This is a genomic window from Alcaligenes pakistanensis, assembly GCF_014652815.1.
Classification (GTDB): domain Bacteria; phylum Pseudomonadota; class Gammaproteobacteria; order Burkholderiales; family Burkholderiaceae_B; genus Alcaligenes; species Alcaligenes pakistanensis.
This window is the reverse complement of record NZ_BMZN01000001.1, coordinates 376,316-403,025: the sequence shown is the minus strand read 5'-3', so window position 1 is coordinate 403,025 and position 26,710 is coordinate 376,316. Positions and strand designations below refer to the sequence as shown.

The 26,710-nt window shown below is 55.6% G+C and carries 22 protein-coding genes and 2 pseudogenes; 12 read left to right on the top strand and 12 right to left on the bottom strand.

What is annotated here, in order from left to right:
* Positions 1–7: 7 nt before the first annotated feature.
* From IE156_RS01835 to IE156_RS01815, 5 genes are all read left to right on the top strand, one after another.
* Positions 8–865 (top strand): MotA/TolQ/ExbB proton channel family protein, encoded by an 858-nt coding sequence (locus IE156_RS01835; RefSeq protein ID WP_189390781.1) that lies wholly within the window; start codon positions 8–10, stop codon positions 863–865.
* A gap of 2 nt (positions 866–867) precedes the next feature.
* Entirely contained in the window at positions 868–1,365 is a 498-nt protein-coding gene (locus IE156_RS01830) for an ExbD/TolR family protein (RefSeq protein ID WP_189390780.1), read from the top strand.
* 83 nt (positions 1,366–1,448) lie between these two features.
* Positions 1,449–2,129: a response regulator gene (locus IE156_RS01825; protein ID WP_189390779.1), complete on the top strand. Its 681-nt coding sequence runs from the start codon at positions 1,449–1,451 to the stop codon at positions 2,127–2,129.
* Positions 2,130–2,168: 39 nt separating this feature from the next.
* The gene (locus IE156_RS01820; protein WP_189390778.1) at positions 2,169–3,308 is read left to right on the top strand and encodes a sensor histidine kinase; all 1,140 of its coding nucleotides are present in this window, start codon (positions 2,169–2,171) and stop codon (positions 3,306–3,308) included.
* Between the two features lie 54 nt (positions 3,309–3,362).
* Positions 3,363–5,198: a potassium transporter Kup gene (locus IE156_RS01815; RefSeq protein WP_189391372.1), complete on the top strand. Its 1,836-nt coding sequence runs from the start codon at positions 3,363–3,365 to the stop codon at positions 5,196–5,198.
* A 39-nt stretch (positions 5,199–5,237) separates the two neighbouring features.
* On the opposite strand, the gene IE156_RS01810 is transcribed toward IE156_RS01815, so the two are convergent.
* Positions 5,238–5,549, bottom strand: a complete 312-nt coding sequence (locus IE156_RS01810; RefSeq protein WP_189390777.1) for a type 1 glutamine amidotransferase family protein — start codon at positions 5,547–5,549, stop codon at positions 5,238–5,240.
* A gap of 122 nt (positions 5,550–5,671) precedes the next feature.
* On the opposite strand from IE156_RS01810, the pseudogene IE156_RS01805 reads away from it, so the two are divergent.
* Positions 5,672–6,068, top strand: a pseudogene (locus tag IE156_RS01805) (MFS transporter); the annotation flags it as partial.
* Between the two features lie 182 nt (positions 6,069–6,250).
* Here IE156_RS01805 and IE156_RS18335 read toward each other — a convergent pair.
* Positions 6,251–6,519, bottom strand: a pseudogene (locus IE156_RS18335) (site-specific integrase); the annotation flags it as partial.
* Positions 6,520–6,788: 269 nt separating this feature from the next.
* Here IE156_RS18335 and IE156_RS01800 point away from each other — a divergent pair.
* The 3 genes from IE156_RS01800 to IE156_RS01790 are packed head-to-tail and all read left to right on the top strand — an operon-like array spanning position 6,789 to position 10,575.
* A complete protein-coding gene (locus IE156_RS01800; protein ID WP_229840878.1) occupies positions 6,789–8,240 on the top strand; it encodes a 3'-5' exonuclease in 1,452 nt (483 codons plus the stop codon).
* The gene (locus tag IE156_RS01795) at positions 8,237–8,875 is read left to right on the top strand and encodes a DarT ssDNA thymidine ADP-ribosyltransferase family protein (RefSeq protein WP_189390776.1); all 639 of its coding nucleotides are present in this window, start codon (positions 8,237–8,239) and stop codon (positions 8,873–8,875) included. The genes IE156_RS01800 and IE156_RS01795 overlap by 4 nt, the downstream gene beginning before the upstream one ends.
* On the top strand, positions 8,872–10,575 hold the full coding sequence (locus IE156_RS01790) for an ADP-ribosylglycohydrolase family protein (protein ID WP_189390775.1): 1,704 nt from the start codon (positions 8,872–8,874) through the stop codon (positions 10,573–10,575). The genes IE156_RS01795 and IE156_RS01790 overlap by 4 nt, the downstream gene beginning before the upstream one ends.
* Positions 10,576–11,262: 687 nt before the next feature.
* On the opposite strand, the gene IE156_RS01785 is transcribed toward IE156_RS01790, so the two are convergent.
* Together IE156_RS01785 and IE156_RS01780 are read right to left on the bottom strand one after the other, a co-directional pair.
* Positions 11,263–11,868 carry an ImmA/IrrE family metallo-endopeptidase gene (locus tag IE156_RS01785; RefSeq protein ID WP_229840875.1) on the bottom strand — a complete coding sequence of 202 codons (606 nt, stop codon included), beginning with the start codon at positions 11,866–11,868 and terminating at the stop codon, positions 11,263–11,265.
* 12 nt (positions 11,869–11,880) lie between these two features.
* Positions 11,881–12,237 (bottom strand): helix-turn-helix domain-containing protein, encoded by a 357-nt coding sequence (locus IE156_RS01780; RefSeq protein WP_189390774.1) that lies wholly within the window; start codon positions 12,235–12,237, stop codon positions 11,881–11,883.
* A gap of 824 nt (positions 12,238–13,061) precedes the next feature.
* On the opposite strand from IE156_RS01780, the gene IE156_RS01775 reads away from it, so the two are divergent.
* A complete protein-coding gene (locus tag IE156_RS01775) occupies positions 13,062–13,589 on the top strand; it encodes a JAB domain-containing protein (protein ID WP_189390773.1) in 528 nt (175 codons plus the stop codon).
* A gap of 174 nt (positions 13,590–13,763) precedes the next feature.
* Here IE156_RS01775 and IE156_RS01770 read toward each other — a convergent pair whose 3' ends face one another.
* From IE156_RS01770 to IE156_RS01760, 3 genes are all read right to left on the bottom strand, one after another.
* Positions 13,764–14,807: a pentapeptide repeat-containing protein gene (locus IE156_RS01770; RefSeq protein WP_229840872.1), complete on the bottom strand. Its 1,044-nt coding sequence runs from the start codon at positions 14,805–14,807 to the stop codon at positions 13,764–13,766.
* 135 nt (positions 14,808–14,942) lie between these two features.
* Positions 14,943–16,517 (bottom strand): hypothetical protein, encoded by a 1,575-nt coding sequence (locus IE156_RS01765; protein WP_189390772.1) that lies wholly within the window; start codon positions 16,515–16,517, stop codon positions 14,943–14,945.
* Positions 16,510–21,378 (bottom strand): AAA domain-containing protein, encoded by a 4,869-nt coding sequence (locus IE156_RS01760; protein WP_189390771.1) that lies wholly within the window; start codon positions 21,376–21,378, stop codon positions 16,510–16,512. The genes IE156_RS01765 and IE156_RS01760 overlap by 8 nt, the downstream gene beginning before the upstream one ends.
* 795 nt (positions 21,379–22,173) lie before the next feature.
* Here IE156_RS01760 and IE156_RS01755 point away from each other — a divergent pair.
* Positions 22,174–22,998 carry a DUF932 domain-containing protein gene (locus IE156_RS01755; RefSeq protein WP_189390770.1) on the top strand — a complete coding sequence of 275 codons (825 nt, stop codon included), beginning with the start codon at positions 22,174–22,176 and terminating at the stop codon, positions 22,996–22,998.
* 81 nt (positions 22,999–23,079) lie between these two features.
* A complete protein-coding gene (locus IE156_RS01750; RefSeq protein WP_189390769.1) occupies positions 23,080–23,232 on the top strand; it encodes a hypothetical protein in 153 nt (50 codons plus the stop codon).
* Positions 23,233–23,336: 104 nt separating this feature from the next.
* Here IE156_RS01750 and IE156_RS01745 read toward each other — a convergent pair whose 3' ends face one another.
* The 5 genes from IE156_RS01745 to IE156_RS01725 form a co-directional block, all read right to left on the bottom strand.
* Positions 23,337–23,714 carry a hypothetical protein gene (locus IE156_RS01745; protein WP_189390768.1) on the bottom strand — a complete coding sequence of 126 codons (378 nt, stop codon included), beginning with the start codon at positions 23,712–23,714 and terminating at the stop codon, positions 23,337–23,339.
* 194 nt (positions 23,715–23,908) lie between these two features.
* Positions 23,909–24,325, bottom strand: coding sequence for a monovalent cation/H(+) antiporter subunit G (gene mnhG, locus IE156_RS01740; protein WP_189390767.1), 417 nt, complete (start codon positions 24,323–24,325; stop codon positions 23,909–23,911).
* Positions 24,322–24,603 (bottom strand): K+/H+ antiporter subunit F, encoded by a 282-nt coding sequence (locus tag IE156_RS01735; RefSeq protein WP_189390766.1) that lies wholly within the window; start codon positions 24,601–24,603, stop codon positions 24,322–24,324. Before IE156_RS01735 ends, mnhG begins: the two co-directional genes overlap by 4 nt.
* The gene (locus IE156_RS01730) at positions 24,600–25,085 is read right to left on the bottom strand and encodes a Na+/H+ antiporter subunit E (protein WP_189390765.1); all 486 of its coding nucleotides are present in this window, start codon (positions 25,083–25,085) and stop codon (positions 24,600–24,602) included. Before IE156_RS01730 ends, IE156_RS01735 begins: the two co-directional genes overlap by 4 nt.
* The gene (locus IE156_RS01725; protein ID WP_229841006.1) at positions 25,085–26,671 is read right to left on the bottom strand and encodes a monovalent cation/H+ antiporter subunit D; all 1,587 of its coding nucleotides are present in this window, start codon (positions 26,669–26,671) and stop codon (positions 25,085–25,087) included. Before IE156_RS01725 ends, IE156_RS01730 begins: the two co-directional genes overlap by 1 nt.
* Positions 26,672–26,710 lie beyond the last annotated feature (39 nt).

The following is a 26,710-nucleotide window of genomic DNA, read 5'->3' as shown; positions in this document are numbered from 1 at the left end:
TATGTCAATGATGCAGGAACTATTTCAAAGCGTATGGGTAAGCCTGGCACAAGTGGCAGGGCCGGTGGCCGATCAGGCTGCCGCCAGTGTTGTTGCGGCTGAGGAAGCAACAGGGGTGCTGCACTTTATCCAGCAAAGTGATGTGGTCGGTAAAACCCTGTTCGTGATTCTGGCCTTGATGTCGGTTGCCAGCTGGTATCTGATTATCGTCAAGGGCGTGCTGTCCTTCCGTTTGAAGCGTCGCTCGCACAGCTTCATGCGCGAATTCTGGTCTGCTAGCTCTTTGGAGCAGGTTGAAAACGAGATCGCCACCCATGGTGCACGTGATCCGTTCAGCCACCTGGCCAGCCATGCTATCCACGCTCAAAAGCACCACGTTAAATACGGTGCCATGCGCCTGGAAGAGAAAGGCTCTACGGATGCTTTTGTCTCGCGCATCATGCGTAAAGTCATGGACGAAGAAACCGCCAAAATGGAAAACGGTTTGACTCTCCTGGCGTCGGTCGGCTCTACCGCGCCATTTGTGGGTTTGTTCGGTACGGTTTGGGGTGTGTACCACGCCTTGATCAATATCGGCCTTTCCGATGGCGTGACCCTGAACAAGATTGCCGGCCCTGTGGGTGAAGCGCTGGTGATGACCGGTCTGGGTCTGGCTGTGGCGATTCCTGCTGTGTTGGCCTATAACGCTTTTGTGCGTACCAACCGCGTTTACCTGTCCCAGCTGGACGCGTTTGCCCATGACCTGTTCACCTTCCTGACCACCGGCCAGCCTGTGCAGGACAATCAACCTGTTCTGCGTCGCGTTCCAGCCTCGGGCGGCGGTGCAGCATCAAGCTCGGCAGCGGCTGCCAAGCGGGAGCACTAATCATGGCTTTTGGCAGCTTTGATAATCGCAATTCGGGCTCAGCCTTGTCCGAAATCAATATGGTGCCGCTGATCGACGTCATGCTGGTGCTGCTGGTGATCTTTCTGATCACCGCTCCGCTGCTGTCGCACTCTATCAAGATTCAATTGCCTCAGGCGACCTCTGAACCGGTTCAGCAAGATCCCAAGACGATTGATTTGGCGATTGACGCAGAAGGGCAGATTTTTGTGAATGAGCAGCCTGTTGCGCTAGAAGACCTGACCGCTACCTTGGCCCCATACTCCAAGGATCAGCCTCAGCCTGAACTGCGTATCCGTGCTGATACCGACACCCGTTACGAGGTTCTGGCCCAAGTCATGAGCCGTTCCAAGGCTTCAGGTTTGGCTCGTCTGGGCTTTATCACACGCCCTGGCCCAAGCACCAAAGCCGCCGAGCAGGATGGTGAGGCCAAGCCCGCTTTGGAGTCGGCTGACAAGGCTGAACCCAAGCCCGCTCAGTAGTCTGCGTAGACCGTGTTGTTTTTTCTGGCCCCTCGCTTTGCATCAGCAACGCGAGGGGCCAGTTTCGTAATAAAATCGTTCAAATGCGTGTACTAGTTATCGAAGACGACGCCATACTCGGCGCCGCACTGCAAGAGTTTCTAAATGATCAGGGTTACGCCGTTGATTGGCTCCAGGAAGGCGAGAGTGCCTTGAAAGAGCTGACAGCCCAGGTCTACGATCTTCTGCTGTTGGATTTGAATCTGCCCGGTATCAGTGGCCTGGATGTGCTGCGCCAATTGCGCCGGCAAGGTAATGCCATTCCCGTGTTGATTCTTACTGCCCGTGATGGCGTGGATGATCGTGTTGGGGGCCTGGATGCGGGTGCTGACGATTACCTGATCAAACCGTTTGATCTATCGGAGCTGGCTGCGCGGGTGCGCGTGTTTGGTCGCCGCCGTAGTGGACAGGTTCAGCCCGTGATTGATGTGGGCCCACTTAGTTTTGATACCATCGGCCGCGAACTGCGTTGCGCCGGTCAACGTGTGACCTTGTCGGTGCGCGAGCTGTCTGTACTAGAAATGTTGATGATGCGGGCAGGCCGAGTGGTCACCAAGCAGCAAATTATCAACTCCTTGTCGGCCTGGGACGCAGATTTCAGCGACAATGCGGTCGAAGTCTACGTGTATCGTTTGCGCAAGCGCCTGGAAGGCACCGGGGCTGTTATTCAGACTGTGCGCGGCTTTGGCTATTTGCTCGATGTGGAGAGCGTGGCCGGAGCATAACGGCAGCCCATGCCCGCTGCCTGAACCCTTAGGTCAACCATGCCCGATCAGCATCTTTCTCCAGCCCTAAAAACCTCCTTGTTGCGAGGCTGGCTGGAGCGCTTTCTTGCTCCCGGTTCTTTGGCCCGCAAGCTGATGGGCCGTTTGTTTCCCCCTATTTCCATTCTGGTCGTGCTCGATTTGAGCGTCACCTGGGTGCTGACCCGCCGCATGAGCCTGGAAGACTGGCTGCTGCGCGATATTTTCTGGACGATGGCGCTTAGCCAAGTGCTGCTAGTCAGCCTGATTGCCTGGGTGTTGCTGTCAGGGATTCGTTCTCAGTTGGCGCCTATTGATGATTTGTCGCAGCAAATCCGTAATCGAGCCGATGATGATTTTGAATGTCTGGATGCCAGCGCCTTGCCTGCTGAGATTGTGCCTTTGGTGGAGCACTTTAACGAATTGCTGGAACGTCAGCGTGATACGCTGCAGGCGCAAAAACGCTTTATCGGTCATGCCGCCCACCAATTGCGTACGCCTTTGACGGGTTTGCAGCTGGAATCCGAACTGATGCTGGCAAGACCCTTGCCGGATGATATCCGACAGCGGGCCGAGCGGATTAAAAGCGTATCGGACCGCATGATTCGCTTGGGGCAGCAGTTGTTGGTGCTGGCGCGGACTGATGCAGATACGAATATTAAAGACAGTTTTGTACGCCTGGACCTGTGCGAATGGACGCGCGAGGAGGGCGGTGACTGGTTTTTGCAGGCTCGCCAACATGGTGCGGAAATCCATTTGCTAGCACCCGAGAAACCCGTCTGGATTGATGCTGCGCCGGTGCTCTTGCGCGAGCTGCTATCGAACTTGATGGATAATGCGCTGCGCTATGGTCAGGGAACAGATCGGATTGTGTTGCGGGTTGCCAGTAACCCGCCGTCCTTGTCGGTGGAGGATCACGGTCCGGGTATTGAGTCCAGCGAGCAGCAACGGGTCTTTGAGGCGTTTTATCGCTCTCCCGGCGCTCAGGCTGGGGGTTCAGGTTTAGGTTTGGCCATTGTGCAGGAAATCGCTCGTGCGCATGGCGCGTGGTGGAGTTTGATGAGTCGTCCTGATTTTCCCGGTACCCGCGTCACGATAGTTTTTCCTGGTCCGCGTATTGGTGCGCGTTTGACCCGGCACGATTCTTTGAGTGGAAATTAAGCCTTGAACACAGCAACAGAAAACCCTAAAAAAGCGGCTCAGGCCGCCTTATTGATGGGCGCTTTAGGCGTGGTGTACGGCGATATTGGAACCAGTCCGCTCTACACCATGAAAGTGGCGCTCAGTGGCTACGGACAGCCCGGTGCCGAGCAGGTGTACGGAGTTTTGTCCCTGTTGTTTTGGCTGCTGACTATTGTGGTGTCTATCAAGTACGTTACCGTGGTGCTGCGCCTGGACAATAAGGGAGAGGGTGGCACCTTGGCCTTGATGGAGCTGGCTGCTCGCGGCATGCAAGGGCCACGTCGCCAAGTCATTGTGGTCTTGGGCCTGATCGGCGCCTGCCTGTTTTACGGGGACAGTATTATCACTCCCGCTATTTCGGTGCTTTCAGCCCTGGAAGGGATAGGCATGGTGTCCCACGTGCTGGACCCTTGGGTAGTGCCTTTGGCGCTGGGGGTATTGCTGGCCTTGTTCCTGATTCAGTCACACGGTACTGGAACTATGGGAAAGCTGTTTGGCCCCATCATGCTGTTGTGGTTTCTGGTTCTGGGTGGCTTGGGCCTGTGGCGCGTAATTGAGCACCCCCAAGTATTGATGGCCTTGGACCCCCGCTGGGCAATTGCCTTTATTGCCGAGGCACCGTGGCAGACCTTTCTGCTGCTGGGCGCTTTAGTGTTGGCGCTGACCGGTGCCGAGGCTCTGTATGCTGATATGGGGCATTTTGGTCGCCCTTTGATTCGTAAGGCCTGGTTTATGGTGGTGATGCCTTGTCTGGTTCTGTGCTACTTCGGCCAAGGCGCGCTATTGATCTCTGATCCGACTGCTATTCGCAATCCTTTCTTCTATCTGGCTCCGACCTGGGCCCTGGTGCCTATGGTCATGCTGGCCACCGTGGCGACCGTTATTGCTTCCCAGTCGGTCATCTCGGGTGCTTTTTCGGTGACCCGTCAGGCCGTGCAATTGGGTTTCTGGCCGCGTATGGTGATTCAACATACCTCGGCCAAAGAAGAAGGGCAGATTTACTTACCGCGCGTCAATCAGTTGCTGTGTGTGGCGGTGATGATTCTGGTGGTCAGTTTTGCTTCATCGGATCGTTTGGCCCATGCCTACGGTTTTGCTGTGACGGGCACCATGTTGATGACCAGCCTGTTGGCGATTGTGCTTCTCCCGCGCAGCGCTAGTGGAATCAAGCGTTGGGCGTGGCTTGTGCTCTTAGGCATTTTCCTGATTCTGGACGTGCTGCTGTTCTCGGCCAATGCGCTCAAAGTACTGGATGGCGGTTGGTTGCCCTTGCTGGTGGGGATAGTCTTGCTGGGTCTGATGCTGACGTGGCGTCAAGGACGTGCGGCCCTGCACGAGCGTCTGCTGGAGAATAAACAGCCTTTGAAAGAGTTTTTGCTGAATCTGGAGGAGTACGCCCCGACCCGTGTACCGGGTACGGCTGTGTTCATGAGTACCATCCCCGATTCGGTGCCCCCGGCCTTATTACATAACCTGAAACACAATAAAGTCTTGCACGAGCAGGTGTTGTTTTTGACGGTCAGCAGTGCTGGTGTACCTTACGTCCCTTTTGGCGAGCGCTATAGCTTGCAGCGTTTGAGCCGGGGCAGTTGGCAAGCGGTGGCTTCCTGGGGTTTCAAACAAGAGCCCAATGTACCGCAGCTACTGGAACAGATCATGCTGGAGCATCCAGAGTTGAATCTGGAGCCTATGCAGACTTCTTATTTCCTGTCGCGTCAGACAGTGATGATTCAGTCGCGTCAGCCGTGGTATTTAGGTTGGCGTCGACGCTTATTTGCCTTCATGGCCAGAAATGCCAGCCGTAGCACTCGCTTCTTTAAAATTCCACCCAATCGGGTGGTGGAGATGGGGATACAGGTAGAGCTGTAATAGAGCCTGCCGCCTTCGAGAGGTGGCAGGCTCTAAGAATTAGCTTTTGGCGTGGATAGGCTTGATCAGGCTGGGCAAACGCGCTTGATTGGCGGCTCGGGCGGCACTGTATTCCATGATGTGGGCAGTGCGCGCGGCCAACTCTGGCCCTAGAAAACGTTCTAGCAAGTAGAGCGTTAGATCCACGCATAGGCTGACGCCTCCGCCGGTAATGATATCTCCCTCGTCGACCAGCAGCGCCTCACGTACAGTGCAGTCCACCGTCATCTCGGCTAAGGCCTTCAAGGGGGAGGTTTCTGGGGCTGTGTAGGCCGCCTTGCTGGTAGCTACGCGACCATCCAGTATATCCATAAGAGGCCGGGATAAGTCTCGGGCCTGATAGTCAGGAGACCATAGTAAGCATCTCAGTTAAGGCGGAGAGTCTGGGGGACTCCTCCTCACAGGAGCATTAGGAGCAGGAGGAGAAAAAGTCCATGCGACTTGCTGTGATGGCCAGCGTGATTGGGACGACGGTGGAGTGGTATGGCTTTCTACTGTATGGCACGGCGGTAGCATTGGTATTCAACAAGTTTTTTTCCAGGTTTGGATCCGCTGATGGGGACCTTAGCCGCACTGGGTTCGTTTGCCGTAGGCTTTTTTGCACGCCCTTTGGGTGGGGTGGTGTTAGGGCGTTTTGGTGATCGTGTTGGCCGCAAATCAATGCTGGTGTTGACGATGTTTTTGATGGGTGGAGGCACGTTTGCGATTGGTTTGCTGCCTACCTATGAGCAAATTGGAATCTGGGCTCCGATCGCGTTGATCTTGCTGCGCATCATTCAGGGAGTCGGTATCGGTGGGGAATGGGGAGGCGCCGCGTTGATGGTTATTGAACGTATGTCATAAAATATTACAGCGGCGATTAGCTTGGTCTCCGTCGAGCGAGCAAGTCATCCACCGATGCGGCTTCCAGTTTGAGAGGCGCATTAAGCGGTTCTTAATAGACAACACCGGGTTTCCAATGCGATTCCCATTATCCAGCCAAACATGGCGCTCGATCGGTGCTCGCGCTTTTATCTGTTATGTTCTCCATTCCGGTCAAAGGGATGCTTGGTGGGGAGCACTTCACGTAGATAACGCTGTGGTGCCGCCTCAACCCGGTATCCACTCAGCAGGAGTGCGTAGGATGTAAACGCCGCGTACCATTTCATCGTCAGTACGGCGCGCCCAGCCTTCGGCGTCTCTTTTAGTACTTAGTACGGAAAGTTTTGGCGGTAGCAGTCCAGCCAGTTCTGCGAATTAACGCCTTCCGGGTGTCGGAAGGCGTGCCTACGATAGCGGCCATACAGGCTCCGAATGATGCTTAATGCCGCACCACTGTAACGAAACTCTACCTGGCTCGCAATCTTGGAAAAACTCCCAGGCTTGAGGGCCAACATTTGTGGCTGGTTTACTTCTCCATTCCTTCAGCATAGCGTGCTGCCTGTTTTGCCCACACTTCGAATGCCTCTGTTTGATATGTGGCCCATGTTCAAGGCATAAAGGTAAACCTGCGCTTGTGGATTTTTTGCAAAACATGCCTGTTTGTAAAAAGTAAATCTTACCGTTACGATCATGCACATTGATCGTTACAGCGAGGCAGAGTGCATGAAGGCATTAATGAACGTAAAGCCGACCCCTGAACAGCTGGCGTTGTTTTCACGGATTCGGCATGGCGTAGAAGTTATCCGAGGGGCTGCCGGTAGCGGCAAGACCACAACAGCGCTTTTAAAGCTTCAATCGGCTGTAGCGACCTATCTCGCACGAGCGCAGCGCCAAAAAACCACTGAGCCGGTAAAAGTATTGGTTCTGACTTTTAATAGGACGCTTAGAGGCTATATCGAGGAGTTAGCGCGAAAGCAGCTTCCAGACGATGCCATGTTGACGCTCGATATTTTTACGTTCTCTAGCTGGGCGAGGGAGCTTTCCGGTGCTCCACCCATTCTTTCCAAGGTGGATAGGGAACAAAAAATAATCACGCTCGCCACGCTCGCAAAACTGGGCTTGGCCTCCGACTTTTTGCTCGATGAGGTCGCGTACGTGCTAGGACGCTTCCCGCCTGCAAATCTTGACGACTATCTGACTGCGCGGCGCGACGGCAGGGGCGTGACGCCTCGCATGGAGCGTCCGACTCGGGAGACACTGCTAAACCAGGTGATTCGCCCTTATGCGAAATATAAGGAGGATCACGGCATGCATGATTGGAATGATCTCGCAGTCAATCTAGCTTTCAATAGATTCGTGGAATACGACGTGGTGGTCGTGGATGAGGCGCAGGATTTCTCAGCTAATGAGGTGCGCGGCCTGATGAACCAACTATCTAAGGATCATACCGTCACCTTCGTATTGGACTCTGCACAACGCATTTACGCCAAGAACTTCAGCTGGGCGGAGGTCGGTCTCGTTATTCGTCCTGAAACCAGCCATCGGCTAGAAAACAACTATCGCAACACGAAGCAAATAGCGCGCTTCGCCGCCGGAATTATGCACGGCATCACTCTGGATGACGACGGAAGTTTGCCTCGCTTTGAAAGCGCAACAACAGAGGGTGAGTTGCCGAAGGTTGTTGAGGGGAAGTACTCGGCCCAGGCCAGTTATGTCATTCAGTTTATTAATGACCATGTTGACTTAGACACGGAGTCGGTCGCCTTTCTGCACGCGAAAGGGGGGGGATGGTTCAAATATTTGCGGGGTGAGCTGGAGCGTGCCGGCCTTGACTATGTTTCGATTGCCCGCGAATCGGAGTGGCCACAGGGACCCGAGAATATCGCGTTGAGCACCTTGCATTCAGCCAAGGGGCTGGAGTTTGACTACGTTTTTCTATTAGGGCTGGACGGCGAGGTTTTACCCGTGGAGGGTGAAAGCCTTGAGATTACGGACGATGAGCGGCTCGCGCACTTTAGACGATTGGTCGCTATGGGCGTGGGCAGAGCTCGGAAATCGGTGATTATCGGTTTTAGGCCAGATGACAAGCCGGTGGTTGCGAATTTCTTTCAAGACGGTACATATGAGGCTGTGCGGTTATGAGTGTCGGTGAAATTGTACTGAGCCGGAACATTACCGAGGTGCTTCATTTCACCACCAATCGCGGCTGTCTCGGTGTGTTGGCGAAGCAATCATTAATGGCAAGACAAAGATTGGCTGAAGATAATACGTTGGAGTTTATTCTTCAGGTTAATGCGGAAGACCGGTCTCGTGATGCGGCATGGCACGACTATGTCAACCTGTCCATCAGCCGTATAAATACTCACTTCTTTAACGTAAGTGGGCACTGGCATAGGGACAAGGATATTTGGTGGTGCATCCTGTCTTTTTCGCCTGAAATATTGGAACATAGTGGAGTGCACTTCACGACAACGAATAATATGTATAGTGGCGTCAGGCGAGCGGTCGGGGCAGAAGGGCTAAACGCGCTTTTTGCTCCGTCCATTGTCCAGTGGCATTCAAGTGTTGTTGCGCGCAAAGCTGGGTTACCCAATCATATGACAACCTGCATGCAGGCGGAGGCACTTTATCCTGGGGGAGTGTCAACGGAATTTCTACGGGCCATTTATGTCGCCGACGATGCTCACGCAGACGAGGTTGCGGGACAAATAGGCGCGGTTTGCCACCGCAAGGTCGATATAATTGTCGAGCCGAATAGGTTTGAGGAGTTTAGATGAGGACACCTGTGGTGGACACGAGTTACCAGGATCGATGCGTTTCTTCAGCGCTATGGGCTGCCTACGGGGACGCTTTGGGTTTTCCCACGGAACTGGCCTCGCCGACCATGGTTGCCCAGCGTGTAGGCATGTCTCGGATTGCCTACACTGTGCCGTGGCGGCGTTTGGTGGGTGGGCGATTTGGTGCTCAGGTGGAGTTGCCGGCAGGGGTTTACTCGGATGACACGCAATTACGTTTGTCTACATGCCGCGCAATTCGATCACAGGGGTTCTTTGATGTCGAGTCATTCGCGAAGGTAGAGCTCCCTGTTTGGCTATCCTATTGCCTGGGTGCAGGCCGGGGCTCCAAAGCGGCAGCGGGGTCTCTCGGCGGGAAAACGACCAACTGGTTCAGCAATTTTTTCGATTCTGCAAGCAGCAAGTACGTCAAGGGCGGAGGGAATGGCGCTGCGATGCGGATCCAGCCCCATGTTTGGGCTTCGCAGAACTTGCAAGACGAGCACAGCTATCTCCCAGACGTTGTACGAAATGCGGTCTGCACACACGGTGATCTTCGCGGTATCGGTGGTGCAGCTGTCCATGCTGCAATTTTGGCTCATGTATTCCTGCACGATGAGATTCCGGAACCCGAGTTATGGGTAGATTTTGCCCATATCTTTGAAAAGATTCCGGGCGTTGTTGCGGCGGACCCAGACCTGTCAACTTTTTGGCGCCCAACATGGGAAGGCTTAACCGGACAGACACTGGACGAGGCGAGTTCCAAAACGGCGGATGAATGGGCCGATGCGGCGGGGTCGGCCATCAAGCTACTGACGAACGATTCACGCAAGTCCTATGGTGCGATCGTTGCGGGCTTGCAAGGGCTCACCGATGCCGAGCGCGGCTCGGGCCTGAAAACAGTACTGTTTTCTATGGTTGCGGCTTGGCTTTTTAAAGAGCGTTCGATCGACGAGGCGTTGTTGGAGGTGGTTAATGTGTTGAACAGCGACACTGATAGCATCGGATCCATGGCGGGAGCCTTGCTGGGCGCGAGGCGCGGCCAGCAAGCGCCATCCCATCCAATCCAGGATCAAGAGTACATTACGGCTTCGGCGCGTCGCATGGCCTCGATTGCGCAGGGCTTATCGGTGAATGATTTTTCGTATCCAGATCTGCTCTATTGGCAGGCACCGAAGAGCGCTCTTGATTCTGTGGGTACGGTAAAGGATCGCGTTGCCCTGGCCGGGATCGGCACGATGGAACCGCTGGGCGAGTGTTACTCGGGGAAAAGCCGGGGTGCGGTTTGGCAATGGCATCGGCTCGACTTTGGTCAAACGGTGTTGTGTAAGCGTCGTGATACCCTTAAAAGTATGCCCCGGGAGATGTTGCCGGAGCACATGCTGCCGCAACGTACCGAGACACCGCGTAAGGTGCCCGAGGTGCCATTATCAGTGAGCGTTAAGCCAAGCCCACCTGCAGCGCTGACAAGAGATTTGTTTGACACCCAGCCCGACCTCGCCGCAAGCAAGCTCGCCGATAAGGCGGGAAAAAGTCTAGACGAGCTGACTGATTTGGCCATACGTTCGGGGTTTGACCGGCAGCTGATTGGAGAGCATTTGCTGATGCTTTCCGAAGATGACCAAGCCATTGAAAACGCCATGGCGTATACCGTTATCATCGCAAAAGCGTGGCGCGCCCGAGTGAAAAAACGGGTTTCATAGCACGCAGTGCGCGCTGAGCCACTTGGTTCGATCAGCTTTTTCTAGACCGCCAAGGTGCGGCGGCGGGTTAGGTACGTAGGCCCACCCGCCAGCTTTTTTTAGCGTGTTCGGAGGTTGTCGTAAATCACGCTGACTCCTACCATTACAAGGGCGAGTGGCGCACCCCACTTTATGTCCGGCGAGAGCCAGCCGATTCTTTCGGCAAAGAGCAGTATTCCGGCGAGCATCGCCCAGGTGCCTACCCAGATGCTCAGGCCAGTTGCCTCTTGCTTGGGCTTCAACGAGTTCTGAGGGTTTGATAAGTTATTGCTTTGCATAATGGATCCGATAAAAAGGTGTCGATAGCACGCCGAGGCAAGCCCCAGCGTGCGTTGAGCGCCACAGTTGAGTGAACTTTCGTTTGCTCAACCGTTGGCCGGCCTATGTGCGCCGCACTTTAATCGGCCATCCCTTAAGCCCGTACGCATGCGCGTCCAGGACTTTGCCCGATTTAGTGCGACGAAATCGACGAAAAATCACGTCGTAATCGTCTTCTTGCGTAGTCATAATGAACTCCACAATTGCCGGGATCGGGAACTTATGCTTGCGGCCATTGTCTCTATACTGTAGACTTTGCGTCGCACTTCGTGGTGCATAAGAGGATTTCGACCGGCAGTTTCGATTTCCTTTTCATGTTAGTCAGCAGTCTTAAAATAGCCCTTTCGTGAGGGCTGTTTTTTTTGATAACTCTCCGCTTTTGATAAGACGGTCTAAGCGATAGGTAGCGGCTTCTTCGCTGGTTCCGCATAGCTGCGCTAGTTCACCGGCGCAACTGGCTTGGCGGCATGCCTCGATAGGCATCATGATGGCCGCTGTAAGCGCCTTGGCCTGCCATTCCGAGTCCTCATAAAATTTATGCTGCCCCAGTACGGCATCTCGGTGAAGCGTCACGCTGTGGTTGAGTACGATGTGAGCCAGCTCGTGAATGACCGTGCTGTTGGAAAAGCGGGATCCCGTGAAGAGCCCGTCGTAGACATCCTCGCGCAACACGACAATGCCATGTTCCGGAATGGTGAACGCGGCACAATCCTTTAGCTCGTCGTTTGCGGTGATCACATATTGATAGCGGGCTTGAGGCAATATCTTTTCAAGCACCTTTTGGGCGTCGATTTCAAAGTTTGACGGGTTGCTTGCATTAAGCGGCAGCAGCGGACGAACTTCGACGGCGACGGCCTCGATTTTCGCGTAGCTCATTGGGGCGACTTTCATGCCGCTTGGTGTACGAATAGAACCGGCGCTTCCTAAGGTGGTCATGGCTTGTCTCCTCTATTTTCGATTATTGATCCATTCCAGCATTTCGGGGCTGGGCGCATCGCCTTCCTGTAATCGTCGCGCGAATGCTGCAACAAGGCCCTTTGCGTCCGGATTCAGCTGTTTTGTGTTGACGACGTCGCGTGACTTTTCCGCTGCATCCGCTACCTTAGTTACCTCGTCGGGATTGGCCTTAGTCGATAGGTAGGCGATGGCGTCGCTGGACAGTTTTTCCGACAGTTTCTTTTCGCCATATTCGATCGCGCTTAGGTAGGCGGAGCTGATGCCTATGGCTTGAGCCATTTCCTTTAAGGACAGGTCATAGCGCATTCTTAAGTGCCGAACAGCTTCTCCGAATAAAGTGAGTTTCATAGTGTTCTCCTTGAAAAATTATCTGCTCCGATTTTTTATTTTCTTTATTGTAGCAAAGTTATCTATTTGGTGAATATATTAGCTGTTGCGTGAACGCAACATGCCCAGAGTATTTTTCAGTGCGGCGTTGGGCGTGCCTGAAGTATGGTTTGGGCGGATGAAAGGTGTGGACGTGTGATTGATCCGGTTAGCGTCTGCAGTTAATGTTGCATCGGTTGAGGCGGGTGTGCTTGCGATAGCGCTCTGTGTTCATGTTCCAGATAAGGCTTCTCGAATAGCGCCAGCACGGCAGCTGTTTCGGTAGTGTCGAGTTCTTCACCCGCGATGCGTTTGGCTGTGCGCAGCAAAGTCCGAATAGTCGTTTCATCATCCATAGCACCATTTTGGATGGATTCAATGGATGGGGCTATACGTAGAAGCCGTCGGTTGTTTTTTCTTTCACTGATAGCGGACCCCAAAAATCTGTCGCTTTGCCTGAGGAAGAATTGAGTTGGCCGGTTTGCGTCGCCCGGCTCGCCCGGGCCGCGCTGCTCCAGGTTCGTGTGTCTGCTCATCCCTTAACGGGACCGGGCCATACCCGCCTTGCACATCCCTGACGCCTGTCGCGTGCCGGTCGGCACTTGCATAACCCCGAGACTGTTTGCTGTTGGGGGAGGGGCGGCCTTGCTTTCCTCCTAGTGTTTCACGCCGGTCTGGCCGTCAAGGGCGGCGCGCACTCGTGCGCTTGCGGCCGTTGGCCGTCTGCGACCCTGTGACGGCTGGCGCTGCGGCGTGACCCCTTCGGTTCCAGGCAATTCCGCCTGAGTTCTGAACCGGAGGCAGTTATGCAGCAATATTCTCTTTCCCTTGATTCCGATAATTTGAATGCCGGCGCGTTGCTGGTGCGTGAGGCTGATGGCGCGGTACGTGCGGCCAGCCGCAAGGAGATCCTGACGGTGGCGCGTGAACTGGTCAATGTCGATGAACTGCATGGACAGGATCTGTCCCAGCCCAGGCTTGTCAAAGACTTTCTACGATTGCGGTTGAACGCGGCGCTGGAGCACGAGGTATGTGGGCTGATTCTGCTGGATAGCCAGCATCGGCTGATTGACTATCTGGAGCCGTTTCGCGGCACGATCAATCAGGCGTCGGTTTATCCGCGGGAGATCGTGAAAATTGCGCTGCATCGAAACGCGCTCTCAGTTTTCCTGGTGCACAATCACCCAAGCGGGTTGGCCGAAGCCAGCCCAGCGGATATTGCGCTGACCAAGCATCTGAAGCAGGCGCTGGCGTTGGTCGATGTCCGGTTGCTGGATCACTTCATCGTGGCTGGGTCCACGGTGCTGTCGATGGCGGAGAGGGGGCTTTTCTAAGCCATTATCGGCAAGCCTGCGGGCTTGCCTTTATGCTGTCCGAGATAGACGGACGTACTTTAGACGAGCGCCGTCCTGGGTAGGCGATGCATCATTGCGACTTGGTTCAGGCGTTCGTTGGCGGGCCGGTTATCGAAATACCTTCTTTGCTAAAATGACCACGAAAAGCGAAATTCATATGGCACCTACCAAGGCCTCTGCTGTGCTCAATAGTCGAAGCCAAGGTTTGTCTGCACTGTATGCAACATCGCCAAATCCAAGCGTCGCGAACGTCGTCAATGACAGGTAGACCGACTCTAGGTAAGCGGCCCAAATCGACTCATGAGTGCCGGGTGTGCCAAGCCAAAGATATAAACCTGAAAAACCAAGGGCGAGAAGCATTCCCCATAGCAATACACGAACCGGCTTCGTTGCATAGCCAGATAGAAGCCCGGATGTTAGGCTACCCGCCCATATGAAGAACTCAGGAGCGGAACGCTGCAATTTGAGATAGGGCCAGAGAATGTGCTTTCTTTGAGCGGTCTTTTCACGGTAGACGTATTTATCCACATGAGACCAAAGTTCTGCGCGTTCATATGCCAGTCTGATGCTGCGCAGAAAATCTGGTAACTGATCAGCGGGCATTGTGCGAGATTCCCATTGCCGCGAAGGATCAAGGTCGAATTGAGTTCGGTAGTTAACCTTCAAATTCTCGATCAGTACACTTTCGAAGTACGCTCCGCGAAAGTCAGTGCCTGAAAAATCGCATTCACGAAAGCCTGAATGCCAGAAACATGCATTGATAGCCACACAGTCTGTGATTTGGGTGCAGAAGCCACCGGAAGCGGAGAAAACCGTACTTGTGAGGTTGCATTTTTCAAACCTTGTATACGACAGGTCTGTCATTTCAAGGTTCGATCCGGCAAGATTGCAGTTGTAGAACGAGGCATAGTTCAACGTTTTCTTTTCAAAAGATGGCGTATTCGACATGTCTTCGTTGTAGAACTTAATTCCGCGTAGATCATCGTGTGTCAGTACCCAAAACTCGCTTTCGACCATCGCGTCAGGTGGATAGATTGGATAGCCGTAGGGTTCCTTGTTGTCTTCGTGGTCTAAAACATATGGATCAAGTATGGCCCTAACCTCGACTGAGTTTTTGAGTCCCGCGAGTACTTTATCGCGTACCCGAGCGCCAGTCTCCGTGTTCCAGCGATTGACCAGGAAACGTTGTGTATGCAAATTGAACTTGAAGCCGTCTTTTTCCTTAGGTATGTAGAGTTTTGAGAAGCTGTCAGCGCTTAACTGCGATCGGTAGTGGCCGCGCCGGCCTTGCTGGACAAAATGTTCAAGCGGCGGCTTGCACTTGCCGGCGGGTTAGCCAGTGGAGAGTCGTGGCGCGGTGACATAGCGGTCAAGGAATGAGAAATCACTCACGTCTGCGTCGTCGAGCCAGAACTTGCGCTCTTCGGGAGTGTTGCCGTTTCCCCGACCTGAGCCGTAGAGCGATGACGCCAAGACAGTCCGAGTAAATTCCACCATCTTCTGCAGCTTCGCTTCGGACTGGGTCACAAACCCCAATGGCACGTTATACCGGTCGGCGCTTGGCACCACCCATTGGTACGTCGCCCCGCCGAAGATGCCAGGAATCAGTAAGACCTCAAAGCATTCCTGCTTAGGTTGGTATGGACCCAGAAATACGCGGCTGAAGCCTGCGTCGAGCAGAAGGCGTGCGCGCTTGAAGAGTCGATCCCTATTCTCGTCCTGGCTGCAGGGCGCAATGGCGATGACTTCCAGAGGTATGCCTAGGCCCTCCTTAAGCGCAGTTTGGATGCTGTTGATGATATCCCGCACCAAGCTCGTGCGCCCCCATAGATCGGAGTCCGGTATCACCCAGAAGATGGCCTCTGGAAGATCGGCGTTCACCGTCTTCGTCTTCTTGAGAGCAGCGAGTGCTCTACGCAGTCCGTTGAAAAGCCGCGACTGACATTTGGGCATGTAGAGGGCGCCAAGAAGCGCTTGGCTTTTGCCGGCATCGTATACTTCGCCGTTAGCCTGACCATGCACGTCGTGGACGTATCGTCTAAAGTCGATTGCGTGATCCTTGCGCAGGCCGATCCGTCCGTCGGGATTAATCAATGCGGTCCTACCGCCGTTTGCCGATGGTGTTAGCAGGTACCGCGCGAGCAGCTCATCGTCGAAGAATTCGATGAAGGCTCGCAGATGGTTGGTTCTGGTTGAGAGGGCCGCGATCCGATCGGCGGTCAGGGTTCGAACTTGAGAGCGCAGTGACTCGGGAAGGAGTTCGAGTTGCGCGTCGATCTCGAACTCGACGTTGCCCTCGACGTCTACTTCAAAGTGCACGGGAAGAGGGACACTGAATGGTCGACCCGCGCGGATCTCGTCCACTTTGTAGCAAGCGTAAGCCCGTCGGTTAACGTCTTCCAGCTCGAAGCGTTCGATGTCGAGGAAGTGCTTGTGAAACGCCGCCTCTGCCTTATCTATAGTCTTGCCTGCCGTGGGGTCGTCCGTGTTCCACTGCAGCTCAAGGGTGTTGTCCCAGTAGTTGCTCGATAGTGCCTTGGGTAGTGGCGTGTAGCTCAACAGTTCGAAGACGGGGCGGCTTTGCCGCTCAGCGATCCTTGTGAAGCGCGGCAGTCCGTCTGACGACGCCGCGAAGCGCGATTCGGCATAGGAGGTCAGCGAGATGCGACCGTTGGCTTCGCCAATGAGGCCTTCTTCTCGTAGGAGTTCAAGCAGATTCCGTAATTCGCTTGCGGAGAGGCCAAAGTACTCCCGTAGTGCGCTGACCTCCAGAGGACCACTCAGGTGCAGCAAGCGCACCGCGAAGTCCGTCATGACAGGAACCTGGCGGTCGATGGAGACATGACAGCGCACGTTGAAAAGCTGCGCCGGGATCGCTACTGCGACGGTATTGAAACGCTCACGCATTGGACAAGCTCCGCTTCAGTTCTTTGGACGGTACGAACAGGGCTAATTGTTGCTCCGCTAGGCGCTCGACCTCAGTGAGCACGCGTTGCATTGGAGTGGCCGTCCGAGATCGCCACATGGCTGATGAACTGACGATCACCAGCCGGTCCTTTGATCGGGACATAGCCACGTTGATGCGCTCCGGGTCGTTCAAAAAACCAATATGCTCGCTGGTGTCGTTACGCACTACCGAGAGCACGATGATGCGGTTCTCCTTTCCTTGGTAGCTGTCCACTGTGCCCACGGAAAAGTGGTCGCGAAGCCCAGCCGCCCATTCGGCTTGCTCGAGCTTATTCCGGATCAAGTCACGTTGAGCGGAGTACATCGCGATGATTCCTATGATGGGCTCATGGTCACCGTCCTGCGCCAGGACTTGCTCCAAAAATTCTGTGGACGTTAGGATAGCTCGAACCACTTCCACAACGGCCGAGGCTTCCTGCTCGTTCACGAGCGCACCATCGTGTGTGCCGGCCGCGCGGTGAAAGGAATTGCGCCCCTGATCCTGGGTGTCAACCCACACAATCTGAGAGGCGAGGAATGGTGGCAGTCTCTCGTATTCCTCGCCCGGAGGTGCGCGTCCGACCTCAAGTGCGTCAGCGTAGAAGCAGTGCGACACGAGCTGGTTGATGTGCTCGGCCATGCGGTACTGTACACGCAATGTCCGTCCCACCAACTGGCCGTATGTCGATGAGAATGCGCGCTGGAAGTTGTTCATCCGCAGGAAGTCCTTACGCGATATTCCCAGCAAGGACGACGCTTGGTCCTCAACAGCGCGGGGATACGACGGCGGAAGTTGTAGGTGATCGCCCACTAGTAACACGCGCTTGCCCGCCTGCATTGCGACGACGAGTTCCATCGGCGATGCTCGCGCCGCCTCGTCGACGATGACCCAGTCGTAGGGAACTTCCGTGATGCCGAGTGCCCGCTTGCCAACGCCCACGCAAGTACCCGCCACAACGCTGGAGGTGCGCGCGAGGAAGGCAGTATAGTTGGAGCGCGGGTTGCGCAGTACCTGGGAGAACTCCGTTGATAAGCGAGCGATCTGCTCAAAGCGAGCGCACTTAGCCGGGCTCGGCGAGCCGTGCTGCTGAGCTAAGGCCTTCAGTTCGGAGTCCAGAAGATCGCGGAGGTTGGTGGCGTTATCGGAAGCTGGTACATGGATGCCGAACTGGCGCTCCGCGACCTCGACGAATACCTGGCTGAGCCGGCGAAGATGCTCTTTGGCCGACGCCTCCTCGCCATTGCTCTCGTCGATCATGAGTGTAAGACGGTCGATGTTTTGGAGCAACGGGCCGAGCGTAGTGTGGAGTTCTGTCGCGGCGCGTACGTAACCTTCTGGAAGCCCCATGGCGATGCCCACCGCTCGCGTGCGATCCTTTATCTCTGAATCAAAGCTCTCGCGATAGCGCTGGCGCAGCGAATCCTCCTGGACGTTACGGAGTCCGGGCGACACCATCGACTGTAAGCCGACACGCACCATGGGCACATCCATATTCGTCGCGCGCAGCGAACCAGCTACCTTGTCCATGACATTGTTCACGGCCTCATGTGATTGACTGACCAGCAAAATGTTGTGGGCTTGCCCTCGCGATAGTAGTAGGTGGGCGAACGACGCAATGAACTTGGTTTTTCCTGTCCCGGGTGGTCCCTGCAGCAGCGAAATAGGGCCATAGGACAGGGCTGCCCGCAGAGCCTCTTCCTGGGAGGCGTTCAGGTCGTATTCGCCGAGGTTACCCAGGTCGAGCTCGATGTCATGCTTCGGCATCCGTTTGGTGTCTGGATCGAAGTAGTCAACCAGCGAAGGGATGAGGCCACCGCCCGCTAGCACCCGCTTCATCGCTGCCACCCGTCGTTCGGAAGCCACCTTTTCGAACGTGCCGCGCACGTGCAGAACATCGCCTGTCTTCGGTGAGAAACGCATGCTTTTGGCACGCACTCGCATCACATCGCGTCCGATGTCGGGTAAGACCCAGCCGACAGTGAACCAGCGGTCGCTGCCATCGGTGGCGTCCACTCCGCGCTCCAATAGTTCAATGCCTTCGTCTTCCGAGAAGTCGAGTACGCCGCTCTCGCAGTCGAAGAGGATGGTCCATTCGTCGCTTTCTTGTGAGAATCGCTTCGCCCCTTGTCGCACCGTGATCTTCGTAACGTTCATCTCATCGGTATCGGACAACGCGGTCCAGAGTGCTGTTGCCGATACCCGTTGCATAGACGTTCTCTCGGGTTGGCGGGCGTAGGGGTCGGCACTGGGGGATATGACCGCTTCGTCCCCTTCTGGCCCATCCAGGGCGTTTGCACTGTAGAGCTGATACAGCAAGCCGGCTAGCGCCGCACAGTCAGCCTCGTCCGCAAAGGTGACATGAATTTCGGCGTTCACCGAGAATGTCTTGCGTCGGTAGGCGTTGACGAAATCGATGTGGTCGATTTCCTTTATTGCAGCGTCAAGCACGGCGTCCTCTTCCGGGTCGTACTTGATGTAGAGCTCCTGCCGCATCCCGACGATGTTGAATCGCATGTGCCCAGTCTCGGCATGTCGGGTCGCACGTACCGAGTACTCGCCATTGTTGGAAACTAGGTCTAGGGACGGGGGGCTATCACGGCCCCGGCGTTTTAGGGCGGTCTTAAACGTCGGGATCGAGCGTTGTTTCGGGTGAAGTTCGTCCTGCAACGTCTCGGCAAGCATGTCCAGCGGCGGCAGGGCGTCCACCAGTTCAATGGCCCGCGTCACGTCGTTTCGTGAATTCGCTAACTCCTCGGGCAACAGCGTCAGGACAAGTGTACACACGGCAAATGCGTCACGGTGCAGCGGGGATGCACTCTCAAGAGCTGGTGGCACCGTGCCGATCGTGATCCCTTCGTCGCCATCGGCGCTCAGATCCGGGATATCCACCAGAACCACTTGCGGCAACTCCTCCTCCGCCATCTGCTGCACGATGATGTTATCCGCCTTCACATCGCCGTGGGAAAGTCCCAAGATGTGGAGGCGTTGCACGGCATTGAGCAGGGCGTGTGCGACGAGCGCGCGGTGCCTTCCCTCTGGGTTGGTTGTCAACCATTCGGTGAGTGTCTGACCCTCCGCCCATCGCGTGACCAGCATTAGGCCGAAATTGCTTAGACCAAAATCCACCACTTCGGGGGCTGCGTCGAACCCTGACTGCCGCATGGCTCTCGCTTGTTGTAGGAAGGCGAGTAATCGCAGATTGCGCGCTAGATACTTCGGGTCGTACTTGAGCTGTGGCCAGCACTTCACCAATACGCGGTCACCGTTCAGCTCTGACTCGTAAACTATCTTTGTAGCCTTAGACGAGATTACGTGTTTGGACATGAGGGTCATCGGGCTGGCCTCGGTCTCGTAGCCATCGAAGTCTTCGGCGCAGATGTCCGGTCCAGCATCGATAGCCAAGCAGGCGTTCAAGGCGTCGAGCGCCTCAGAAGCATTGCAGTAGCGCGACTCAGGATCCAGGTTCATGGCATTGGCGTACCAGGGTGCCAGCACTGGGACGTTGAGTGTGACCGTGTCGTCGTAGACGGGCACATTGTTGAGACGTTCCAGTTCACAGCCTTCCAGCATTTCGTAGACCAGTACTCCAAGCAAGAACACGTCGCGAACAAAAGGGTCAGCCGAGCGAGCCTGTGCGGTTACGTCTTCGTCTTCGGGCAATTCGATAGAACCGGTCTCTAGCTCGATACGATGAACGCCTACGGTCTGGGCTTGGGGGATGCGCGCGGCGGCGAACGTAGACAGGATCACGCGGGACGGTTCAAGCACCCACAGCGTGCGTTTGGTGATGTCACGATGAGCAATCCCGAGCACGTGCAGTTTTGAAAAGCGGGTCAAGATGCTCTTTGCCAGCGAGCGCCGATCTTGCTCACTTATGCCGCTGTTGCGAATCAGGTGTTCGGAGAGGCGTTCGATGCCTGTGGGAAGGCGATATGCCTCGACAAAATTGGTGGTGATGTCGTCCGCCGTTGCGGAGCCTATGGGTTCTAACAGGTCTTCATGCAACTCGGGCGCTTGGACGCGCAACATCTCGTTCAACCGCAGCTCGCGAAGGCCGATAGTCTCGCGCTCGACGGTAGAGGTACCGCCGGCCGCGAGCTCTTCGAAGTTCCACTTTCGCAGCAGTGCCTTTGAACTTCGGCTCTCCTGGTGCTCGGCGAGGAACTCCGACCAGATCTTGCGCGGATGGTTGTAGTCAGCCTGGTCGTCGATCTGCTCAAAGCCATGTAGCACGGTGCGACGTCTGAGCACCATTGGATTGGACGTTGAAAAGATTGTGTTGTACTGCTGCCGCTGGGGCAGGGGGTTTGAAGATCGATATTTCCACGTCGGCGGGATGTCGGGGAAGCGCTTGCTGTAGCGTGTTGCATCGGACGCCGCATGCACGAAATCAGGGAGCATAGCGACGAAGCGTAGTTGCTCGTCCGGGAAGTTAATCAAGCGGCACTTGGGATGGCACAGCACCACCAGCGACTCGATGAAGGGAAGCTTGAGGGAGGAGTTCTTCTCCTTAATAAAGTGTCTCAAGGCGCGGGCTTTGTTGTCCGTGGTATCAACCGGCGAGGGCATTGGGTCGCCGCGATGGAACCACTGACCGGAAGAAAATTCGATGTCGCCAGACCAGTTTTTCAACTCGATCACCAGGATTCGATTGGTCGTCAGCAGTAGCAGGTCTATATCCAACGGTTGTTTGGAGCCTCGCGTGAGCAACCGGAATGCTGCGTAGGCCCCCCACTCGCGGGGCAACTTTGATTCGAGTTCGCGCAAGGCGGCATGCTCAACCTCCAGGACACCCCGGGGGCTAAGATAATTGATCCGCATAATTGATTGAGACCTCCCGAGTCTAATTTATTGGTGAGCATTCTATGTCGAACGAACCGACCTGGCCGCGAATTGTGGCGTTGATGCACGGGAAAGCATAAGCGATCGGCGGGCAGCCCAATTGTTCTCGTGCACATTCTGTGAGTCCGCACACGTCGGGCAACCGGCTGCTCCTGGCCGTATCCTGCCATAGAGTGAATGTCTAGTTGTGGACATCTCTCGCTATTGGCGGCTCCATCAATATGTAAGAATGTATCAAAAACAAACAAAATGGTGTTGTTGCTTTTGAAATTAATTGGGTAATCAACCCATGGCGTCTGCGCGTCGCGCACCGCGCTGCTCCAGGTTCGCACCCCGCTCATCCCTTAACGGGACGGGCTAACGCCCGCCTTGCATATCCCTGACGCCTACGGCCTGGCTTACCTAGCTTCGGGCCTGCGCGCTTGCGCTTGCGTGCGGGCGACACACAAAGACGGGCCGTTGCTTGGTCCACGTCTTTCCTGACCTCATCACCTTGTCCGCGACTGTAGCCCGTGGCCGCGTGCCGTCAAGGCGCGCCAGGCCGTGTCCTCGGCTGCGCCTGCGGGCCGCACCAACCTGTCGCTTTTCTCCTTGACGGCCCACGTCCGTGGGCTCCTGACCATCGCGGGCGATGAACTAAGGAAAGACGGTGGCAAAGAGGCCAACCGGGTTCTTCGTGCCAACCGCACAACAAAAGCTCAAAGGCTTGGGCTTCCGAATCTTGGAATCCGGTGTGCGGTTTGAACAGCAAACCCTTTTGTCAGGAGAAAGACCATGCTTGCATCCCGTTTCGCTTCCCATTCCCCGGTACTTCGCAGCGACTATCCGCTGTCCGATGACCAGATCAGGGCCGTGGTGCCGTCCATCTATGCCGACGCGCCACACCAAAGCCGTTCAGAACGCTACAGCTACATCCCCACGGCGGCGGTACTGACGGAACTACGGAAAGAGGGTTTCCAGCCCTTTATGGTGACGCAAACCCGCGTGCGTAACCAAGACCGCCGCGAACACACCAAACACATGATTCGCCTGCGCCACGCCAATCAGGTGAACGACAGCATCGCCAACGAAATTATTTTGCTCAATTCGCACGATGGCACGAGCAGCTACCAGATGCTGGCGGGCGCGTTCAGATTTGTTTGCGCCAATGGCCTGGTGTGCGGCGACACCGTGGCCGATGTGCGGATTCCGCATAAAGGCGATGTGACCGGACAGGTCATTGAAGGCGCTTGCGAGGTGTTGAGCGGCTTTGAACGGGCGCAGGAATCCCGCGAAGCCATGCAGGCCATCACCCTGGACGAAGGTGAAGCCCAAATATTCGCCCGCGCCGCGCTGGCCTTGAAGTACGACGACCCCGACAAGCCCGCGCCCATCACGGAAAGCCAGATTCTGATGCCGCGCCGGTATGACGACCGCCACTCCGATCTGTGGATGACGTTTAACCGCGTCCAAGAAAACCTGATCAAAGGCGACGTGCGTGGCCGCAGCGCCAACGGTCGCCGCCAAAGCACCCGAGCGGTGCAAGGCATTGATTCCGATATCCGCCTGAACCGTTCCCTGTGGCTGCTGGCCGAGGGGATGCGCCAGTTGAAAGCCTGATTCCTTACGCGGCACGGGCAGGCAACAATCCTTGCCGCGTTATTCGCTGCTGCATTTCGTAAATCGCAAGGAGTTTTTATCATGAACGCTATCAATCACGGTACAGGCTGGATGCCTGCCATGTTCAAGGCCGAGGATGTGGGAAATAGACCGCAGGAAGAAAGCGAAGTAGACGGCCAGCAGGACGGCTTTGTTGGCTGTTATTACCTTGTGGGCGACAAAGCGCAGTCCTGAAACATATAGGGATGACCTGACGAAAACGCAGTAAGGGTTTAGATGCACACAAAAACAGCGCCCTTATCGGGGCGCTGTTTCTATGGGACTAACAATAGCTTTGTTTACTGAACAGGAACCACTGTAGTCGTTTCGCGCAGGATACCCCCGCCCTCTACGCTACCGCGTACGGTTGTGTCCTGACCAGTCATCGATTTCAGGCAGTCTTGCTGGCGATCCACGGGCAGGCGATAGCAGCGTGCCTGACGGTTGGTATCCAGGTTGTTATCGCGCTTATCTAAATTGTGATGGCGCTCTGCCTGCAAAGCGGCACCGGCTTCACGACGGCAGCTGGTACGTTGCTCGCCCGTTAATTGCTCGCAGTGCTGGATATCGTGTTTGTAGTCTTTGGTGGGGGTTTGAGCCCAGGCAGCAGAGGACAGTAAACCCAGACTGAGCAGGCCAGCGCTCAGAATTTGTGATGGACGTGTGTATAAACTCATCGATCTCACTCCTTTACTTGCTAAGGGAATCACCGGCTTGGCGAACACTGTCACGAGTAGCAATGAGCAGGCCGCAAAGCCCCAAAAGCGACTGCGTATGGAGCAAGGCCCGATACGCAGCGAACACTTATTAGTATAAGTGGATGGATTGTAAGTGAGGGCAATAAAACTTTGCTAAACCCTCTGGAAGCTACCTACTCTTTAGGGGTGTGGCCGGAGTCGGCGGGCTCTTTAGGAAAAGGCGCTTTGTGAGGCATATCCAAGTAGCCTGGTTCGTCTGGGCCGTATTCGGCCAGGCGCTGGCGATGCTCGCGTTTGATAGCCGCGCGCATCAGGAAGATAGCGGTCACGGGCGAGGTAATAATCAGGAGCACGCTGATGATGAGCGGGTGCAGGATAGGACGGCTCATCAGGTGGCTGGCGCTGATGGCAACGGCCAGCACCATAAAGAACGTGCCCAGTGTATTGCCCATGGTGGGCGCGTGGATACGGGAATAAAAGTGTTTGAAGCGTAGCAATCCAGCCGAGCCCACCAGGGACACAATGCCGCTGAGAACCAGCAAGAGGGCAACCGGGACGGCCAGCCACCAGGGAAGCAAAGGCGTGTTCATGGCTCAATTACCTCGGCGCGCAACAGGAACTTTGCCATGGCGGCCGAACCCACAAAACCAAACAGGGCGATCAGCAGGGCAATATCAAAGTACAGGGTGGAGTCAAAACGGATGCCCAGGGCTAGCAAGGCCAGCATGCCGTTGATATACATGGTGTCCAGTGCCAAGACGCGGTCGGCTGCTGAAGGGCCTTTGAGCAGACGGATGACGGCGCAGAGCATGCCCAGCACAAAACAGCCCAGAGCAAACTGACAGGCCCAGTAAACAATGTCTATCATTGGAAAATCTCCAGTAGCGGTGACTCGTAACGCTTCTGAATGGTGTCTAACCACTGCTGTTCATCTTGCAGATCCAGGATATGCAAGGTCAGGATGCGGGTTTCGTAATCAAAGCCGGACCAGACGGTACCGGGGGTGTAGGTGATGATGCAGGCCAAAGCCGCCAAACCATGAGGGTCTGTCAGACGCAGGGGAATGGCTAGAAAGCCAGGGCGGGGGGCTTGCGGGCCTTTCAGGACTAAATGGCCTACGGCAATATTGGATAGCACAATATCCCAAGCGACTTGAGCAATAAGCTTCAAGGCTAGAAAGGGGTGGCGGATGCTGGCTTTGACCGGACGAAAGGGAATGGCGGCCAAGCTAAGTGCGGTGGCCAAAAACAGACCCAAGACCAGATAGCCGGGCGACAAGGAGTCGTTTAGAAGTAGCCACAGACCTAAAAGCAGCAAGGGGAGGAATAGATGTTTGGTATAGCGTCTCATCAGAATCCTTCTCCCTGAACCGAGCGCATGGGGTTTTGCCGCAAGACGGAACCAATGTAGATACGGGGCTCGTCCAGCTGTTGAGCGGTTTGTTCCAAGTATGTGGTGATGGGGCCGGCGTACCAGCTCAAGACGCCACAGGCCACGATGATGCCGGCAATAGGAGCCGCTTCAATCAACTTCAGGCGCGGGATCGTCAGCGAGCTATTGCTCCAGAACAGGCGGATACCCATCCGAACCATGGCGATTAAGCCAGCCACTCCGGAGATCAACACAGCAGCAGTCAGAATCCAGGCGTTCAGTGGCTCGGGTGACTGGCCCGAGGCTTTCAGAGCCGCCGTCAGCAAGGACAGCTTGGCTACGAAACCGGATAGCGGTGGCAAGCCCACAATCAGCAAGGCGCAGGCAATAAAGGACATGCCCAGAAACACCATGACACCGGGAATGGCGACACCCACCACATCATCGCTATGGTCTTCGGATTCTGGGTCGTCCAGATCAAAAACCTCCTGACTGACGGCCAGCAAGTCGGCTCCAAAGGGTTTGGTGCGGCTGACCAGTTCCAGCAACAGGAAAAAGGCACCCAGGGCCAGCACACTGCTGAGCATGTAGTACAGGGCAGGGCCAGTCAGGATCACGCCGGGCATGCCCAAGGCGGCGAGCAAGGTGCCGGAGGACACAATAATGCAATAGCTGGCCAGACGTTCGGGCTGCTGTGCGGCCATGACACCGATAGCCCCAAAGGCCAGGGTGGCGATACCTGCCGGGAACATCCAGGCAACGCCAAAGGCGGCGGGTGCACCGGTGGGCAGCAGCAAAGAGCCGATACGCAAGAGGGCGTAAATGCCCACTTTGGTCATGATGGCAAACATGGCCGCCACGGGGGCGCTGGCATTGCCATAGGCATTGGGTAGCCATAGGTTCAAAGGCCAGGCGGCGGCTTTGATCAAAAAGGCGATGCCTAATATAGCCATGGCCGATTCAAAAACCAGACGATCCGAATCTGGCATGGAGCCAGCGCGCAAAGCCAGGTCTGCCATGTTCAAGGTGCCAGTGACGCCATAAATCAGGGCAATGGCAATCAGCAGTAAGAACGAGGAGATCAGGTTGACGGCAATATAGTGCAGTCCCGCGCTGACGCGAGCAGCGCCCGAGCCGTGCAACATCAGGCCATAAGAGGCGGCCAGCAACACTTCGAAGAACACAAATAGGTTAAAGAGGTCGCCCGTCAGGAAGGCGCCGTTCAGACCCATCAAGAGCAGTTGGAACAAGGAGTGGAAATGCACCCCTACGCGGTCCCAGCGGGCCAGTGAATAGAACCAGCAGCAAAATGCCAGCACATTGGTCAGCACCAGCAGGAAAGCCGCCAGCCGGTCTACGACCAGCACAATCCCAAAGGGAGCAGGCCAGTCACCCAGCAAATACACACCGACAGACTGGGGCCAGATGGGGGCTAGCGTGCCATCAGCCAGCAAGAGTAAATAGACAGCGCAAAACAGCTGAGCTAATAAAGAACTGAAGGCAATAAACAGTTTGTAGTGACGGCGCTTGTCGCGCAGCATCACCATCAGGGCCGCAGCCACCATGGGGATGGCAACGGGCAATACAGGCAAGTGTTGGTTGAG

What these genes read in the sequence shown, in the direction of transcription:
- IE156_RS01790 (WP_189390775.1), top strand. Translation starts at nt 8,872, where the DNA reads ATGAGGACACCTGTGGTGGACACGAGTTACCAGGATCGATGCGTTTCT.
- mnhG (WP_189390767.1), bottom strand. Translation starts at nt 24,325, where the DNA reads ATGAACACGCCTTTGCTTCCCTGGTGGCTGGCCGTCCCGGTTGCCCTC.
- IE156_RS01730 (WP_189390765.1), bottom strand. Translation starts at nt 25,085, where the DNA reads ATGAGACGCTATACCAAACATCTATTCCTCCCCTTGCTGCTTTTAGGT.
- IE156_RS01820 (WP_189390778.1), top strand. Translation starts at nt 2,169, where the DNA reads ATGCCCGATCAGCATCTTTCTCCAGCCCTAAAAACCTCCTTGTTGCGA.
- IE156_RS01785 (WP_229840875.1), bottom strand. Translation starts at nt 11,868, where the DNA reads ATGACCACCTTAGGAAGCGCCGGTTCTATTCGTACACCAAGCGGCATG.
- IE156_RS01825 (WP_189390779.1), top strand. Translation starts at nt 1,449, where the DNA reads ATGCGTGTACTAGTTATCGAAGACGACGCCATACTCGGCGCCGCACTG.
- IE156_RS01745 (WP_189390768.1), bottom strand. Translation starts at nt 23,714, where the DNA reads ATGAGTTTATACACACGTCCATCACAAATTCTGAGCGCTGGCCTGCTC.
- IE156_RS01765 (WP_189390772.1), bottom strand. Translation starts at nt 16,517, where the DNA reads ATGCGTGAGCGTTTCAATACCGTCGCAGTAGCGATCCCGGCGCAGCTT.
- IE156_RS01830 (WP_189390780.1), top strand. Translation starts at nt 868, where the DNA reads ATGGCTTTTGGCAGCTTTGATAATCGCAATTCGGGCTCAGCCTTGTCC.
- IE156_RS01780 (WP_189390774.1), bottom strand. Translation starts at nt 12,237, where the DNA reads ATGAAACTCACTTTATTCGGAGAAGCTGTTCGGCACTTAAGAATGCGC.
- IE156_RS01800 (WP_229840878.1), top strand. Translation starts at nt 6,789, where the DNA reads ATGCACATTGATCGTTACAGCGAGGCAGAGTGCATGAAGGCATTAATG.
- IE156_RS01775 (WP_189390773.1), top strand. Translation starts at nt 13,062, where the DNA reads ATGCAGCAATATTCTCTTTCCCTTGATTCCGATAATTTGAATGCCGGC.
- IE156_RS01810 (WP_189390777.1), bottom strand. Translation starts at nt 5,549, where the DNA reads ATGGATATACTGGATGGTCGCGTAGCTACCAGCAAGGCGGCCTACACA.
- IE156_RS01835 (WP_189390781.1), top strand. Translation starts at nt 8, where the DNA reads ATGATGCAGGAACTATTTCAAAGCGTATGGGTAAGCCTGGCACAAGTG.
- IE156_RS01755 (WP_189390770.1), top strand. Translation starts at nt 22,174, where the DNA reads ATGCTTGCATCCCGTTTCGCTTCCCATTCCCCGGTACTTCGCAGCGAC.
- IE156_RS01725 (WP_229841006.1), bottom strand. Translation starts at nt 26,671, where the DNA reads ATGGTGGCTGCGGCCCTGATGGTGATGCTGCGCGACAAGCGCCGTCAC.
- IE156_RS01735 (WP_189390766.1), bottom strand. Translation starts at nt 24,603, where the DNA reads ATGATAGACATTGTTTACTGGGCCTGTCAGTTTGCTCTGGGCTGTTTT.
- IE156_RS01750 (WP_189390769.1), top strand. Translation starts at nt 23,080, where the DNA reads ATGAACGCTATCAATCACGGTACAGGCTGGATGCCTGCCATGTTCAAG.
- IE156_RS01815 (WP_189391372.1), top strand. Translation starts at nt 3,363, where the DNA reads ATGGGCGCTTTAGGCGTGGTGTACGGCGATATTGGAACCAGTCCGCTC.
- IE156_RS01760 (WP_189390771.1), bottom strand. Translation starts at nt 21,378, where the DNA reads ATGCGGATCAATTATCTTAGCCCCCGGGGTGTCCTGGAGGTTGAGCAT.
- IE156_RS01795 (WP_189390776.1), top strand. Translation starts at nt 8,237, where the DNA reads ATGAGTGTCGGTGAAATTGTACTGAGCCGGAACATTACCGAGGTGCTT.